General features: G+C 44.7%; 11 protein-coding genes. 5 read left to right on the top strand and 6 right to left on the bottom strand.

Annotated features, from left to right (window positions below; all coding sequences use genetic code 11):
* Positions 1-30 precede the first annotated feature (30 nt).
* From ACWQAU_RS06735 to ACWQAU_RS06715, 5 genes are all read right to left on the bottom strand, one after another.
* A complete protein-coding gene (locus ACWQAU_RS06735; RefSeq protein ID WP_003641093.1) occupies positions 31-1,464 on the bottom strand; it encodes a DHA2 family efflux MFS transporter permease subunit in 1,434 nt (477 codons plus the stop codon).
* Between the two features lie 169 nt (positions 1,465-1,633).
* Entirely contained in the window at positions 1,634-2,587 is a 954-nt protein-coding gene (ppx, locus tag ACWQAU_RS06730) for an exopolyphosphatase (RefSeq protein WP_003641094.1), read from the bottom strand.
* Positions 2,588-2,589: 2 nt separating this feature from the next.
* A complete protein-coding gene (locus tag ACWQAU_RS06725; RefSeq protein ID WP_003641095.1) occupies positions 2,590-4,746 on the bottom strand; it encodes an RNA degradosome polyphosphate kinase in 2,157 nt (718 codons plus the stop codon).
* Entirely contained in the window at positions 4,747-6,276 is a 1,530-nt protein-coding gene (locus ACWQAU_RS06720; protein WP_003641096.1) for a Ppx/GppA phosphatase family protein, read from the bottom strand.
* Between the two features lie 324 nt (positions 6,277-6,600).
* Positions 6,601-7,410 (bottom strand): LicD family protein, encoded by an 810-nt coding sequence (locus tag ACWQAU_RS06715; RefSeq protein ID WP_003641097.1) that lies wholly within the window; start codon positions 7,408-7,410, stop codon positions 6,601-6,603.
* 156 nt (positions 7,411-7,566) lie between these two features.
* Here ACWQAU_RS06715 and ACWQAU_RS06710 point away from each other — a divergent pair, with 156 nt between their 5' ends.
* Positions 7,567-8,052, top strand: a complete 486-nt coding sequence (locus ACWQAU_RS06710; protein WP_003641098.1) for a MarR family winged helix-turn-helix transcriptional regulator — start codon at positions 7,567-7,569, stop codon at positions 8,050-8,052.
* 214 nt (positions 8,053-8,266) lie between these two features.
* On the opposite strand, the gene ACWQAU_RS06705 is transcribed toward ACWQAU_RS06710, so the two are convergent.
* On the bottom strand, positions 8,267-8,428 hold the full coding sequence (locus ACWQAU_RS06705; protein WP_003641099.1) for a hypothetical protein: 162 nt from the start codon (positions 8,426-8,428) through the stop codon (positions 8,267-8,269).
* Between the two features lie 279 nt (positions 8,429-8,707).
* Between ACWQAU_RS06705 and ACWQAU_RS06700 the strand changes: the two genes are divergently transcribed.
* From ACWQAU_RS06700 to ACWQAU_RS06685, 4 genes are all read left to right on the top strand, one after another.
* Entirely contained in the window at positions 8,708-10,015 is a 1,308-nt protein-coding gene (locus ACWQAU_RS06700) for an NCS2 family permease (protein WP_003644001.1), read from the top strand.
* 619 nt (positions 10,016-10,634) lie between these two features.
* The gene (gene spxB, locus ACWQAU_RS06695; protein WP_003641101.1) at positions 10,635-12,374 is read left to right on the top strand and encodes a pyruvate oxidase; all 1,740 of its coding nucleotides are present in this window, start codon (positions 10,635-10,637) and stop codon (positions 12,372-12,374) included.
* Between the two features lie 140 nt (positions 12,375-12,514).
* On the top strand, positions 12,515-13,363 hold the full coding sequence (locus ACWQAU_RS06690; RefSeq protein WP_003644002.1) for an FAD synthetase family protein: 849 nt from the start codon (positions 12,515-12,517) through the stop codon (positions 13,361-13,363).
* Positions 13,364-13,694: 331 nt separating this feature from the next.
* Positions 13,695-15,455 carry a thiamine pyrophosphate-binding protein gene (locus ACWQAU_RS06685; protein ID WP_024002948.1) on the top strand — a complete coding sequence of 587 codons (1,761 nt, stop codon included), beginning with the start codon at positions 13,695-13,697 and terminating at the stop codon, positions 15,453-15,455.
* The last annotated feature ends 118 nt before the right edge of the window (positions 15,456-15,573 follow it).

Raw genomic sequence — 15,573 nt, 5'->3', positions numbered from 1 at the left:
CTTTAACGGCTTAACCAAATCCCAAGTAAATCAGTGGTTAGATGACCGTGATTGATGTTGGTCGTCAGCCATATTCGCAATTGGTTTCGTAGTCAGCGCTAAAGCAGCTACAATCATAATGATAATTAGACTGAACCAGAGTGCGATCTGGGTGCCGAGGGTGGTTTGCATCGTACTCGAAGCACTCGGTGCCATGCGGGTGCCCAATGTAATCAAGACGGCCATAATGGCGGTACCGAGCGAACCAGAATACTGTTGTAGGGTGTTGAAAAGCGCGTTGCCATCGCCCATTAGTTGGGGCGGCAATTGTTGTAAACCATACGTCAGGGCATTGTTAAATAAGCAACTGAACCCAATTTGAAAGCCAACAAATAAGCCAATGATCAAGCCGACCGAGAGATGCTGGGCTAACCCTGCGAGACTTAGTGTTGCCAACAGTAAAAAGCCACTACCAATTTGGAATGGTCGCCGAATGCCGCGACGGTCCATCAATTTACCAGCCAAAGGTGATAGTATTGCTGAACATAAGCTTCCTGCTAATAGCATTAAGCCCGACACTAACGCATTTTTACCCAAAGCGAGTTGTGCAAAATTAGGGAGCAGAAAGGTCAGTCCAATCTGAATGAATTGAATGAAGAAGTAAATGAGAAGCGCCCGGGTAAAGTCACCCTGTTGGAAGACGGCCAGGTTGATTAGTGGGTGCGTGGTTCGGGTTGCCGAACGGGTAAAAGTCAGTACGGCGAGTACCGCTAATAACAGTGGTAACCAGACGAATACTAAGCTTAAGCCATGTGTACTAAGGTTATTGACGCTAAAAATCAGCAGGATGAGTGCCGCGACGACTAGCCCGAATTGGCATAAGGGGAACGGACGTGACCGTGGTGCCTGCGTTTGGCGAATAGTTTTGGCCGTTATCAGCCAAGCAATCAGACCAAACGGTAGGGTAATGCCGAAAATTAAGCGCCAGGATAATAGTTGTGTCACTAAGCCGCCATATGTTGGTCCGAGTGAAGGGGCCAATGCGATCAACATTCCAGCGGTCCCCGTAAAACGACCCTGAGCAGTGAAAGGGACCAGGGTCATGATTTGCGCAAATACTAATGGTAATGCCAATCCAGTTCCGATGGCTTGAATGATTCGACCGAATAGTAGTAACCAGAGCTGTGGCGCGACTGTACATAATAAACCGCCAAGAACGAAACCAGCCCCGCCAACGTTAATAATTGTCCGCCAACGGAAGCGTTGTTGAATAAACGCCGTAATAACCATGGTAGCGGCTACGGCGAGTAAATAGGCAGTGGTGACCCATTGAACCGTTGCTAGAGTGGTGTGGAATTGGTGCATCAAGGTCGGAAAGGTAACGTTCATTGATGTTTCAACTAAAATACCGCAAAAAGCCAGACTGGCGGTGCCAAAAATTGCAACCTTCGTTTGGGTTGGGATGACAGGTGTTGTTGTAGACAAAATAAAACCTCCATTGATCAAGGCCAGCTCGTTTCGTATGTGAAACGACGCTTTTCTTGACCAACGGAGATTCCGTTGTAAAGATATACAAGCATCAAAGACGACCTTGATGAATTTATTAATGTTTTAATCCTAGCATACTACTGATAAAAATGTCAGTCCGATTTTTTTATTCGCTGACTTTAGCGCTTTGTTCAGCTAAAGCAGTCAGGTGCTCGAATAGGATGCCTTCACGCAGTCCATTTTGAGAGAAAATCATCCGGTCAGAATCTAAAAAGCGCATCAGACTAATGGCAGGAATCATCCCACCAACAATAATATCAGCCCGGTCCTTTGCTAATCCAGGAATAGCCGCGCGACCAGCTGCATCCTGGCTAATGACAGTATTGAATGTGTCATAGATGGCGTTGTCACGTAGCCGATAACCGTGAATATCTTCAAAGTTGAGGATATTGCATTTGCGCCGGTTAATTTTGGCTAACGTTCGGTTGCTACCACCCAAACAGACGAGTGGTAAGTTGAGACCGTTTCGCAACCACCAGACGCTATTAAAAATTTTATCAACGAAAGTCATCGTTTTAAATAATTGACTAGCGGTAACTTGGTCGTTGAGGCCGAACTTTTCGGATAAACTGACCGCGCCGATTGGCAGACTGATTAGGTCCTTGGCTTGGCCGTTTACGATAAGGACGAGTTCGCAGCTACCGCCACCAGTATCGACCATGACGCAGTTAGTCGTTGGAAGCGTATTGACTACCCCTAAGTAATCGTAATAGGCCTCGGTTGTTCCAGGAATCACTTCGATATCTAGGCCAACATCATTTTTAACGCGTTTGAGAAATTTCTTTTGGTTGCTGGCCTTTCGCGTTGCGGCGGTCGCCACGGCCTTGATAGTTAAGTTAGGTAAGTCTTTGTAGACGGCAGCAAATGACTTTAGCGCTGCAATCGTGCGGTCAATGGCCTCGGCTTGAAGGGTCGGCGTATCCGTGGCGTTTTCATTCTCGGATAAACGCACCATTTCCTTGAGTCGGTGAGTGACCGCATAACTACCGTCTTCCTGAATCTGTGTAATTGTCATTCGACATGAATTGGAACCTAAGTCAATGACCGCAAAGTTTTCCATCGCTAATCATCCTCTCTATCAAGATCTGAAGCATCCGGCTCATTCTTGGGACTCATCATCGGAATGAACTGGTGCGCGTTGCTAGTGGGCGTAGTATCGCCGTGATCAGCCTTGACTGCTTGCTCGGCTTCGCGAATGAATTCGGCCTGGGAGTCCAAAACCTCTAAGCCGCGCCCATCCACACGGGCGTACGTATTATCTGGTTGCAAAATGCGCGTTTTGACCGTGTCAGCCCACATTGTTTCAAAAATTGTCATCGCACGGTGACTGATTTCAGGTTGGAGTAGTGGGAACAATAATTCGACCCGGCGATTTAGGTTACGGGTCATCATATCCGCACTGGATAAGTAAATTTGTGGTTCACCGTCGTTGCTAAAGTAGTATATACGACTGTGCTCCAGAAGGCGACCAATGATCGAGTGGACCTCGATGTTATCCGAGATACCTTTGATGCCTGTTCGTAAACAACAAATTCCCCGAATGATCAGTTGGATCTTAACACCGGCGTGAGAAGCTTCGTAGAGTTTACTAATAATCTGCGGATCGGATAATGAGTTCATCTTCATTTTGACAACTGCGGGCTGACCAGCTTTGGCAATGGCAATCTCATCGTCTAGCTTTTCGTTGATAAAGTCGCGGATGCCATCTGGTGAGATGTGCAATTTGTGGAAATACGGTGGTTCAGAATAGCCAGATAACATGTTAAAGATGTTGGAAGCATCGATTCCCATGTCTGTATCAGCGGTGAAGAGCCCCATGTCCGTGTAGAAATGGGCGGTGACATCGTTATAATTCCCAGTTCCCATGTGCATGTAGCGCTTGATACCTTCGTTTTCTCGCCGAACAACGAGGGCAAGCTTACAGTGTGTCTTAAGCCCGATCAGACCGTAGATCACGTGACAACCCATTTCTTCAAGCTTTTTCGCCCAGTGAACGTTATTTTCTTCATCAAAACGGGCCTTAACTTCAACGAGAACGGTTACTTGTTTGCCGTTTTGGGCAGCCTGCCCGAGATACTTGATAATCGGTGAATCAGCTGATACGCGATACAGCGTCATCTTAATGGCTAACACGTCCTCATCTTCTGCAGCTTCATGGATAAAGTCCACAACGGGTTTGAAATCATCGTACGGATATTGCATTAAAATGTCGTGATCCTTGATAAGATCAAAGATGGATCGTTCGCGGTACTTCGCGGGATAGTAGGCGTGGTATTTTGGATAATTCAAGTCTTCGTGGCCCTGCACAGCTTTCACCAGCTTGGATAAGAAGGTCAAGTTGAGGGGACCGTTGATGACGTATAACGCACTTTCGTTAATCCCAAGGGCTTTAGCGAGTCGCGTACGTTGATGTTTGCTCATACTCTTTTCGACTTCTAAGCGCATGACCTTACCGCGTTCACGCATCTTTAATTGTTTTTGAACTTCCTTTAATAAGTCCGAGGTATCCTCTTCGGCGACATCTAAGTCCAAATCCCGCATGACGCGGTAACAGCTCGTTTCCTTGACCGTGTAGTTGATAAATAGTGAGCCGACAAAGGCTTTGATAATTTCCTCAATCAGAATAAACTGGTTCGGTGCGCCTGGCAAAACGACCACGCGAGGAAAGACGTCCGGCACTTGAACGGTGGCAAACTTGCGGTCCTTCTTATCCCCATTTTTATAAATCCGTAAGGCGATGTTGAGTGTATTATTCCCAATGAACGGGAATGGGCGTGAAGAGTCGTCTGCCATCGGTGTTAAAGCCGGGTACAGCTCATCATCAAAGTAGTTCTTAACAAAGGCGTGTTGTTCCTCGTTTAGATCAGCCATCGACAAGAGATGAATCGCGTGCTGTTCCAGCAATGGCAAAAGCGAGCGGTTTAATGTATTGTATTGACGCTTGACCATCTCGTGGGCTTTATCACTGATTGCACTGACTTGATCAGCAGCGGTCAGTCCCGCGGGATCCGGTTTAGTGTAATTGACTGACATCAATTTACGTAATGATGCGACCCGGACCGTGAAGAATTCGTCAAGATTACTCTGTGTGATCCCGAGAAAACGGACACGTTCTAGCAAGGGGTTATCCTTATCACGTGCTTCATCAAGGACACGATAGTTAAAATCAAGCCAGCTGAGTTCACGGTTTGTATAATAACTTTCTTTATAATAATTCATTTAACGTACCCCCCGTAGTTTAATCACTGGTGTTAAACCAAAGACTTCTTTAAAGAATTCCGCTTTTTGTGCGAATACCCAATTTTCTAAGAAGAGGTCATCATGAGCAAAGCAAGTAATGATGACCCGTGGATTGCGAATTGAAACGGAAATTTTATCAATTTTTTGTTTGCGACCGTCATCCAAAGCGTCCGCAATTCTCAAGATGGCGGATAGTTTGGAGACTAATAAGCGTTGTTCGACTTGTAAGTGTCCAAAATGGCGAATGTCTTTTGATGGTGTTTGCGCGCTATGGTAGCGTGAAATCAGGGCGACCATTCGTTTTTCGGTATCGGTTAATCCCATGAGTTCAGTGGCCTGCAAGATATAGTCCGAATGTAAGTAATGTTGGTGTGGATCGATATAACTCCCAACGTCGTGCACGATAGCCGCTACTTGTAAGAGTAGCCGCTCCCGTTTACCTAAGTGGTGTAGCGGTTTGAGCTGGTCGAATAGGTGCAATGAGAATTTGGTAACCAAATCGCGATGTTTGGGTTCAACGTTGTACCGGTCCGCAATGTTCTTAGCTGCTGTTACGATTTGATCATTAAAGTTATATTTCTTATAGCCCAACTTAATGGCTTCTTGAATAATTAACCCATCCAGCACGGTCACGTTGCCAAGCCAGATTTTCTCAGCATTAGTGAGTTGTAGTAACTCGTTAATAAGTAGTAATTCGGGCACGATTAGGCGCACGTCTTCTTCATCAACTTCGTATTTATCCATTAAATACTGGTCAGAAGCGTTCAACACGTCCTCATATAAAGCTTGAAAATCTGCTTTGCTGAGTTCCTCCACGCCAGCTTTTGATTGTTGTTGGCGAAAGAGGGTGGCAAACGGCGCGACGCCGAGCATGACGACGTTACTAGGTTGATCTCTTCGCCCGGGCAAGAAGCGGCCAAAGTCAACGATTTGACTCGAAATATAATCATCCAAAACTTCGACATAGTTAGGCACGCTCGATTGCAAGTCTTCAAGAACTTCCGCGATTCGAACTGGTCCTAAACGGAGACTACGGGAGAAGACAAAGTTACTCTGATCGTAGTGCGAAATACCGACACTACCAGAGTTGATTCCTAATAAGTAGGTCGGCTTCGTGATCATTTGCTTGAATCGTGGAAAGTGTACCGCAACTGCGACTGAACGCAGGTAGGTTTCCTGACTACTAGATAACCAGTCGATCTTGAGCCCAGTCCGGACAAGTAATTGGTCTTGAATATAGTCGGCATTGTTAGCGGATGACAAGGACCACGACCCCCATAAATGGTAGTCCTTAACGCCGTAATCGTTCATGATCTGAACAAAACCACTCAGTGCCTGTGCGGCTTGTTCCACTGAATCATAATCGATCGTATGCTGATCATAAATATCCTCACCAAGTGAAACGTCGGAACGAACTCGTTCTACTTGGCGTAATGTGCGTAAATTGACAATCGACAATTCAATACTCTGAACGTTAATCATCATAATTCCAAATAATTTTGCTGCCATGGCGATCCCCCATTTTTATGATTTCCTGACCCCCAATAAGGTTAAAGTCATGTATTTAATTTAAGTTTAACACAGGTTGGGGTTAGTTAAATTAGTATTTTAGTAGTGAAACAGTTAGCGATTACTTTTAGTTTTTATACGAAAGTTAAGCGTAATTAAGGCCATCATTAACTTTGTATGAATCTTACTAGTTAGGTGGTTGATGTGATGATTACCCCGGTTTCAGCGGTAGCGAACGCTAACCTAACTTGGCACGTTTGATCCAAGATACCAAAAAGGCGTGGCTCAGCCGTAACGAGTATGCCTGAACCACGCTAGTTGATATTATAAGATTTCGTGATTATCGATAATTAGTTTGTTCAGATGTTTTTCAACTCGTTTATCAGCTGGTGGCAGCTGCATGTAATCACCATACATCCGGGTCAAAATGGTGTCATACGCACTGGGAATCTTCACTTGGATATCTTCGAATGGAACGGTCGTTAGCTCGGTCAATTCCTGATAGGTCATAATTTCCTTTTCGTAATCGTATTGAGACGCCAGATTTTTGTAAGTTCGGGAGTCTGACTGCTCGTACAGGCGCATGTATTCCTCACGTTCCAGCTTATAGCGATTGACTTCAGCTAATTGCTGAGGTGTGTGTTTCGTAATCAAGTTACGCAGTGGTGTTTTGACAAAGCGGTAATTCAATTTGAGCAGGATCGCAGCGTCTGCTAATTTGTAATGTAACATCTGTGAACGACGTAAGGCTTCGTCATCTGGAATCTTATCAAACGGAAAGATGTCAACGAACACGCCTTTAAACGCATTATTGACGTTGTTGCGTTCTTCAATGTAAGTATTTACGTCTAATAGCTTCATATAACTGAGTGCATAGTCCGGATCTGAGGCACCGGTTTGTAGGAAAAATTTGTTTGGATCAAGATGGTGGTTGGCGACGGCGATAAAGCGCTGGTAGTCATGACGGCGCATTCCAATGTCGATGTCATCGTCCCACGGAATAAATCCGTGATGACGAATAGCACCGAGTAAAGAACCACCGATCAAAAAGTAATCGATATTTTCAGCCTCACAGATTGCGATGACGGTACGCATCAAGCGCAATTCAACTTGATGTAAGGGTGTCAGGGGCATGGTCTCGTCTCCTTTTTACGTAAGCGTTTCAACTACTTTCATCATACACTTTGTTGCACAAAATTGTTAGGGAGGATGCTTAACGTTGGAATTTACGGGTAATTTCATGCAAAACAGTTAAAGGCGTGTTATATTTGGTCAAAAGTTAATGAAGTGATGGTGATCGCGATGAACAGTGACGAATTAAGCAAACTTCTCAATGATTATTTTGAAGCATATCAAAATACAACCAAAATTATGATGGACTTAGTGGCTTGGCCTTTAAGTCAAAATAAACTGTCATTTGAACAATTTTTAATATTGCGGCGCATTGCCACGACTGATGAAGTGACACTCAATGATATTGCAATTCAGCGACAAGTAACGCGAAGCGCGATTTCACGGCAAGTCAAATCATTGTTAATGCAACACTATGTTTTTCAGGTGCCAGATCCGCGTGATCGGCGGCGGCTCTACTTACATTTAACAGAACGGGGACAACAAGTCGAACGGATTGTCGACCAAGCCATTACCCAGCACTTTGATCACTGGGTCAACCAGTTGGGCGCACCACAGATTGATCAAGTGCTCAAGATGATGGGGACCTTTAGCCAGCAGGTCACGGACCTCGGTGAGCCACAGTCACACCCCGTTCTACACTAGGATGTACATGGGACTAACCACTAAATTAGTATTGATGAGCAACTATTTTGGTCGCTAGTCAAAAACAGACTTCTTAGGAATTGTCACAATTCTTAAGAAGTCTGTTTTGTTACGAATACCCATTGAATAAAAACACTTGTACTAAAGTAGGGTCGTTTCATAGAAAGTAAGCACTCAAATGGGCGTACTTGCTTCACTGTGATACGTGTAGCGCTCAATGCTTGAAGAAGTTATGGTAAACCCCTTCGCAAGCTTCAAGAAACATCCCAATAGCCATTAAGTACATGGCTAACATGTTCTGCATTGTGAAGACCAAGTAGAGTAGGACGGCGTAGAGGATTAAAAAGAAGATTGCCGTAATTTTGGAACCAGCCATTTAAATCACACCTTTGTATGGAGAATCGTGACGCGTTGTTTGCCTGAGGGTCGTGAGGACCAAGAGCGGTTTTAAGGCAATGAACACGCTTTATCAATTTCATTCTACCGCAGGCTCATTAAAATTGAAAATCGCAATTAAATAGATTCAAAATTATTTAGCGTTCGGTTATTGCTTTTAAATAAACAAAATGATACGATTAAATACGTTAAAAGAACGCTAAAACACGAACGTTTACAATTGTGCAATTGTAATTTAGGCGAATATTTGGAGGGAATCATGAATAAAATTGCGGCATATTTTAATTTTTCAGAATTGAAAACGTCAATGCGAACCGAAGTGCTGGCTGGCTTGACCACGTTTGTTTCGATGGCATACATCCTATTTGTTAATCCGAGCGTCCTCGGGGCTTCGGGGATGGATAAGGGCGCCGTCTTCACCGCGACGGCCTTAGCGTCAGCGTTAGGCTGTTTATTGATGGGGTTAGTTGCTAAGTACCCGATAGCAATTGCACCAGGATTAGGCGTTAACGCGTTCTTTACTTATTCCGTAGTTATCGGAATGGGCATTAAATGGCAAACTGCTCTGGCTGGGGTGTTCGTTGCAGCCGTGATTTTTATCTTGATTACGATTTTTAAGCTCCGGGAAATGATTATTGATGCGATTCCGCGGGATATGAAGTTAGCAATTTCGGCGGGGATCGGGTTCTTCATTGCTTTTATTGGTCTTCATGGTGGTGGCTTAATTGTTGCCAACAAATCAACGGTTGTTGGTCTGGGATCATTGACAGTTGGAACGACCTGGTTAACTATTTTTGGATTGATCGTCACGTTGATTTTGATGAGTCGCAAAGTTCCCGGTGGGATTTTTATCGGGATGGTTTTAACCTCCATTTTAGGGCTAGCAACTGGCTTGATTAAGATGCCATCCACAATTGTTTCGGCAGCACCTTCGTTGAAACCAACGTTTGGTGTGGCGCTTGGTCATATTGGTGATATTAATTCGTTACAATTGATTATTGTTGTTTTGACGTTCTTATTAGTGACATTCTTCGATACGGCCGGAACGCTAGTTGGATTGGCAGAACAGGCTGGATTCATGAAAAATAATAAAATGCCGCGGGTTGGTAAAGCGTTGATGGCCGATTCAACTTCGATGTTAGTTGGGTCAGTGTTGGGAACCTCACCAACTTCAGCTTATGTTGAATCTTCGGCCGGAATTGCGGTCGGTGGTCGCTCTGGGATGAGTGCAGTTGTTACAGGTGCGCTATTCATTCTTGGATTATTTTTCTCACCGTTATTAAACGTCGTGACGGATCAAGTTACTGCACCTGCATTGATTATTGTGGGTGTGTTGATGGCAGAATCTTTAAAACAGATCAGTTGGGAACGGTTTGAAATTGCCGTACCCGCATTTCTAACTGTTATCGGGATGCCGTTGACTTATAGTATTTCTGATGGGATTGCTTTAGGCTTCATTGCATACGTCATTACGATGGTCGCAACTAAGCATGCCAAGGAAGTTCATCCATTAATGTACGTGCTGTTCTTCATCTTCATTATCTTCTTGTGGATATTAAATGTCTGACAGTTAAAGGTGGTCAGCTCGACGTTATTGGCTAGTTACAGATAATTTAAATGACTTAATTCTAAACGGACTACTGACGCACATGACGTTGGTAGTCTTTTTTTTGACGCGAAATAGGCTAAAACTTGATGAGCGTCAAGTTGGTTTGCTTTGGAGGTGACTATACTAGAGTCATTCAAGTGATAGAAGGGGGAGGTGAAGCAATCAGAAAGTTAGGATAAACATTGAAATGTAAGCGCCGTCATCAAAAACTATCTTGAAACTAGCTCATGAGCAGTCAATCGGCCGAGATTTGCTAAGCGGGGCAAGCGTAACGAGTGGGGATGTACCCGTACCAATTCGATTTAATAAGACAAATACACAATTAGTACGGTGGTTAAGGTGGTATACCGGTGTCGAAAATAATACAAAATATAAAAATACAAAAAAATACGTTTTTTTTTAAAAAATTAAAAACGCTCCAAAGCCCGTCGTTAACGCTTGTAAACCATAGAAAGTTTCGCAAAATTTCTAATGATAGATAAAATCTATCGATAAAAGCGTTTACATTTTAAAAAATCGTGATTACAATAAAGTCGTAAAGTTGATAATTAAAATATATCAGAGGAGGACATTACTAATGGCTAAAATTAGTGGTTCAGATGCCGTATTAAAAGTAATTCAGAAGTGGGGCGTAAAACATATTTATGGTTTGCCCGGTGGGTCGTTCGATTCAACGATGAACGCCATCTATAATCAACGGGAAACGTTGAAGTACATCCAAGTACGTCACGAAGAAGCTGGTGCGATTGCCGCTTCCGCTGATTATAAGCTAACTGGAAAGATCGGCGTCTGCTTTGGTTCCGCTGGCCCTGGTGCTGTCCACTTACTGAACGGATTGTACGATGCTAAGGAAGATGGTATTCCAATGTTAGCAATCGTTGCACAAGTTCCTACTAAGCGGATGAACATGGACTTCTTCCAAGCAATGAATGAAGAACCGATTTTTGACGATGTGGCTGTTTGGAATCGGACTGCGATGACTGCTGAGAGTTTACCGATGATGACTGATGAAGCCATTCGTCAAGCGTATGCCCACAATGGTGTAGCTGTCTTAACGATCCCTAAGGACTTTGGTTGGGCTGAAATTGAAGACAACTTTGAAACGAACGCTAGCGTGCACACTGTTAACTATCCTGCACCAACCGCTGAATCAGTTGCTGATGCGGTTAAATTAATCAAAGCTGCTAAGTCACCAATGATTTACTTTGGCGTTGGCGCTAAGGACGCGGCTGAAGAATTAAAAGCTGCTTCTGAAAAGTTTAAGATGCCACTTGTCTCTTCAGTATTAGCGAAGGGGATCATTGAAGACGATTATCCCGCTTACTTAGGTTCCACGGGACGAGTCGCACCTAAGCCGGGTGCCGAGATTGGCTTTAGTACGGATCTAATCCTCTGGGTCGGTAACAATGTCCCATTTAGTATCTTCTTATTTAATAAGAAGGCTAAGGTCATTCAAATCGATATTGATAGTGAAAAATTTGGTAAGCGCCACCATACGAACGTTGCTATTCAGGCGGATGCGAAAAAAGCTTTAGCGGCGATCAATGCAGCTGGTGAAGCGCGCGATGATTCAGCCTTTTATGACGCTGCGGTTGCTGATAAAAAGAACTGGGACAAATGGCAAGCCAGCTTCAACGATAGCACTGAATCACCAGTTCGCCCCGAACCAATCTTTGATGTCTTGAACCAAGAAGCTAGTGACAAAGCTGTTTGGGCTATCGATGTCGGCAATGTTAATATTAACTTTGAACGCTTGATCCGAATGCACGATGACCAGAAATGGGCAACTTCTGGGATTTATGCAACAATGGGCTTTGGGGTTCCTGCTGCACTGGCTGCTAAAGTCAACTACCCAGATCGGGACGTCTACAGTTTGAGCGGTGACGGCGCTTTCGCAATGCTGTCAGAAGAAATCTTGGCACAAGTTAAGTATAACTTGCACATTATCAACATTGTCTTCAGTAATGAGACCTTAGGCTTTATTGAAGCTGAACAGACTGATGATAGCCATCAACCACTCTCTGGTGTCGATTTGCCAGATACTGATTGGGCCAAGGTTGGCGAAGGCTATGGTGCCGTTGGTTATACCGTTCGGACCAAGGCTGAATTCAAGCAAGCCCTTGAAGACGCTAAGAAGACGGATAAGCCAGTTGTCATTGATGTGAAGTTAACGCATGCAATGCCATTTACAACGGAACATATGTATCTCGATGACGCATGGCAAGATAAAGACAAGATTGCTGAATTTGTCAAGAAGTATGATGCTCAAGCGTTGAAGCCGTTCAGCTACTTCTTAAAACAAGCTCAAACAAACTAATTTGGATAGATAATTAACGAAAGAGGACGCGATTATCGCGGCTCTTTTGGTACATAGTATTAAGTGTCGCTTGCCATTGTGGCGGTGACAACATACCAAGCTGTAGAGAACACTACGTGAACGTTCGGGAGGTCGCACAGATGCAAGTAATCAATTTAGATGCCCATCGATTAAAGATGCTGGCACCACAACCGCCACTGGTATTAGCTTTAGGTTTCTTTGATGGTGTGCATCAGGGCCACCAACGCGTGATTCAAACAGCGAAACGAATTGCGAAGCAGCGTGATTTACCACTCGCTGTGATGACGTTCAATCGACACGCGTCACAACTGTTTAAGTCCCAGACCACTTTTCGGTATCTGAATACCGTCGCGCAAAAAAGCCAACATATGGCGGCGCTACAGGTGGACCGACTATATATTACGGATTTTAACCACCAATTTGCTGGCTTGACACCGACTGCGTTTATTAAGGATTACCTTGTCGGGTTGAATGCGCAAGTCGTTGTGGCGGGGTTTGACTATACGTTCGGGCAGGGTGGCGCAAATGGGATGCGCGAACTCGCGGAATTGGGCGCCCCGTACTTTGAAACGGTCACGGTGGATCGCTTGGCTAATCAGCAGCTTAAAGTCAGTTCTACTCGGATCCGGGGGCTGATTGCTCGGGGGCAGATTGAACAAGCTAATGATTTATTGGGGTACACTTACGCGACACAGGCGACATTCGATCCGTTGACTAGAACGATCCAACTTGCAAATCGGCAACAGCAGTTACCAGCGGCCGGTGATTATCGTTGTTGGTTAGTTAGCGCTAATTATCGACAGGCAGTCATTCTGCGAGTCACCACGACATTAAAAATTATTTCGCCATACCAGTTGCCACCGGAAACCACGGTATTAGATGTGGACGTTCAGTGGCAGCAGCGTGCTTTGCAAGTGGTCAGTTCTGTCTCAGCCCAGCATCAACAATCACAATATAGTAAAGCTTAATGTAGACCACCCTGATCTGTTTGATGGGGTGGTTTTTGATTGTCGTTAAGTCGGTAAGTTATTCGTGCTAGACCGTTAGCGATATTTGATAAAACTGAGTATCGGGTGTGTGCTTGATCCTATTTTTCTAGTCCATAGATAGTTTCACATGAAATAATCGGATAAACACAAAATTGGCGCTGAATGGTGCCCCGTTTTGTGTACTTGTAATTTCACTTACGAAAAGTAAGCATATTAATTGCATTTATAATTGAAAGCGATTTATAATACGTTTGTTAAATGAATTGAACCAAGCAGACAAATTGGTTCTAAGTCGAAGGGATGAATAGTGATGACAAAGATGATTGCAGGACAAGCTTTAGTTAAGGTTTTAGAGGCGTGGGGTGTGGACCACATCTACGGGATTCCCGGCGGTTCAATCAATCATACCGTTGAAGGTTTGTACCTTGAAAAGGCCGATATTGATTATATTCAAGTACGGCATGAAGAAGTGGGAGCCTTAGCAGCCTCGGCAGATGCCAAGTTTACGGGCAAAATCGGCGTTTCATTTGGTTCTGCGGGTCCTGGTGCAACGCACTTATTCAACGGTTTGTATGATGCCAAGATGGATCACGTTCCTGTATTAGCACTTGTCGGACAGGTACCACAAGCGACGATGAACACGAATTACTTCCAAGAAATGGATGAGACCCCAATGTTTAGTGACGTGGCGGTATATAACCGCACTGTCACGACGGCCGGACAATTACCATATGTCATTAACCAAGCGATTCGTGAAGCATACCGGCAAAAGGGACCGGCAGTCGTTATCATTCCTGAAAATCTCTCAGCGGAAGAAATCGATTATCAGCCGGTATCGACGCCTAACACCGTTTCAGATACGTTTGAACAACGGGTCGATCCTCAGGCCATTACGGCAACGTTAAAGATGCTAAAAGCAGCTAAGCATCCATTAGTTTACGCTGGTCGGGGTCTTCTTGGTGCTAAGGCAGACCTGGTCAAGTTTAGTGAACAATTCAATATTCCAGTCATGAATACGGTCCCGGCGACGGGGGTTATTCCAACGAGCCACCCGAATGCAATTGGCACGTTTGGCCGGTTGGGTTCCAAATCGGGGTTCGAAGCACTCCAACACGCTGATTTGATTTTGTTCCTGGGATCTGAATTTCCATTTGCTAGTTTTTGGCCTAAGGGGATTAAGATTATTCAGGTCAACAATAACAGTTTTGATATCGGCAAGATGGTCCCAATCGATTACGCCGTCATCAGTGACGCCCAAGCTTATTTGCAAGCGATGATTGCAACTGGCGAAACGTTACCTGAAACAGCGTGGTTAACGACTAACCGGCAAAATAAACGTAATTGGGATAAGTGGCTCCAACAATTGGCTGCTGACGACCATGATGGACTAGCGCCGGAAGCGGTCATGCACAAAGTTGCTAGTATGGTCGGCCCTCGTGATACCTACGGGGTCGACACCGGTAACGTCTCCGAATGGGCTGTCCGGGGGCTCCCAATGGATCAGGAGCAACGCTTTGCCTTATCTGGCCTCTTCGCAACCATGGGATTTGGACTACCTGCTGGGATGGCTGGTGCCTTAAGTGTTCCAGACAGCCAAGCGTGGAGTTTCTCAGGCGATGGTGGCTTTGCGATGGTAGCGCCAGATATTATCACGGAAGCACGTTACGGCTTGCCCGTTATTAACGTGATTTTCAGTAATCAACGGTTTGGTTTCATCTATCGTGAGCAAGTTGATACGAAGCAACACTTGTATGGTGTTGATCTAACGGATGCCGACTGGGCCAAAGTTGCAGATGGCCTTGGTGGGATTGGTTTTACTGTTCAAAATAATCAAGAGGTCGAAACCGTCTTTGACCAAATCAAGGCGCTCCAAGCGAAGGGCAACAAGCGGCCAATCGTTGTGAACGCGGTCATCAAGAATGATGATCCAATTGGCACAGCTTACATGCCACTAGATCCTGAATTATATGGTCAAGCAGAAGTTGACGCTTATGCCAAAGCCAACCACATTGATATTAAGGAACAGCCATCATTAGGCGCCTTACTACGAGCACAGGGTGATCAGCTATAGTTAAAGCCTGAAGGGCTAGTTAGACCACTGGGCAAAGCTTCAGTTAACCTAATATTATTAAAAAGCCGCCAGTATCGGGTATGACCTGATACTGGCGGCTTCTTAATTGTTCAGTTAG

The organism is Lactiplantibacillus sp. 3062, from assembly GCF_055413545.1.
The sequence above is the reverse complement of the archived record's forward strand: the minus strand, read 5'-3'. Positions and strand labels throughout refer to the sequence as shown.

Excerpts from the sequence above, each read along its gene's own strand:
- ppx (WP_003641094.1), bottom strand. The coding sequence starts at position 2,587 with ATGGAAAACTTTGCGGTCATTGACTTAGGTTCCAATTCATGTCGAATG.
- spxB (WP_003641101.1), top strand. The coding sequence starts at position 10,635 with ATGGCTAAAATTAGTGGTTCAGATGCCGTATTAAAAGTAATTCAGAAG.
- ACWQAU_RS06715 (WP_003641097.1), bottom strand. The coding sequence starts at position 7,410 with ATGCCCCTGACACCCTTACATCAAGTTGAATTGCGCTTGATGCGTACC.
- ACWQAU_RS06685 (WP_024002948.1), top strand. The coding sequence starts at position 13,695 with ATGACAAAGATGATTGCAGGACAAGCTTTAGTTAAGGTTTTAGAGGCG.
- ACWQAU_RS06725 (WP_003641095.1), bottom strand. The coding sequence starts at position 4,746 with ATGAATTATTATAAAGAAAGTTATTATACAAACCGTGAACTCAGCTGG.
- ACWQAU_RS06690 (WP_003644002.1), top strand. The coding sequence starts at position 12,515 with ATGCAAGTAATCAATTTAGATGCCCATCGATTAAAGATGCTGGCACCA.
- ACWQAU_RS06710 (WP_003641098.1), top strand. The coding sequence starts at position 7,567 with ATGGTGATCGCGATGAACAGTGACGAATTAAGCAAACTTCTCAATGAT.
- ACWQAU_RS06705 (WP_003641099.1), bottom strand. The coding sequence starts at position 8,428 with ATGGCTGGTTCCAAAATTACGGCAATCTTCTTTTTAATCCTCTACGCC.
- ACWQAU_RS06700 (WP_003644001.1), top strand. The coding sequence starts at position 8,708 with ATGAATAAAATTGCGGCATATTTTAATTTTTCAGAATTGAAAACGTCA.
- ACWQAU_RS06720 (WP_003641096.1), bottom strand. The coding sequence starts at position 6,276 with ATGGCAGCAAAATTATTTGGAATTATGATGATTAACGTTCAGAGTATT.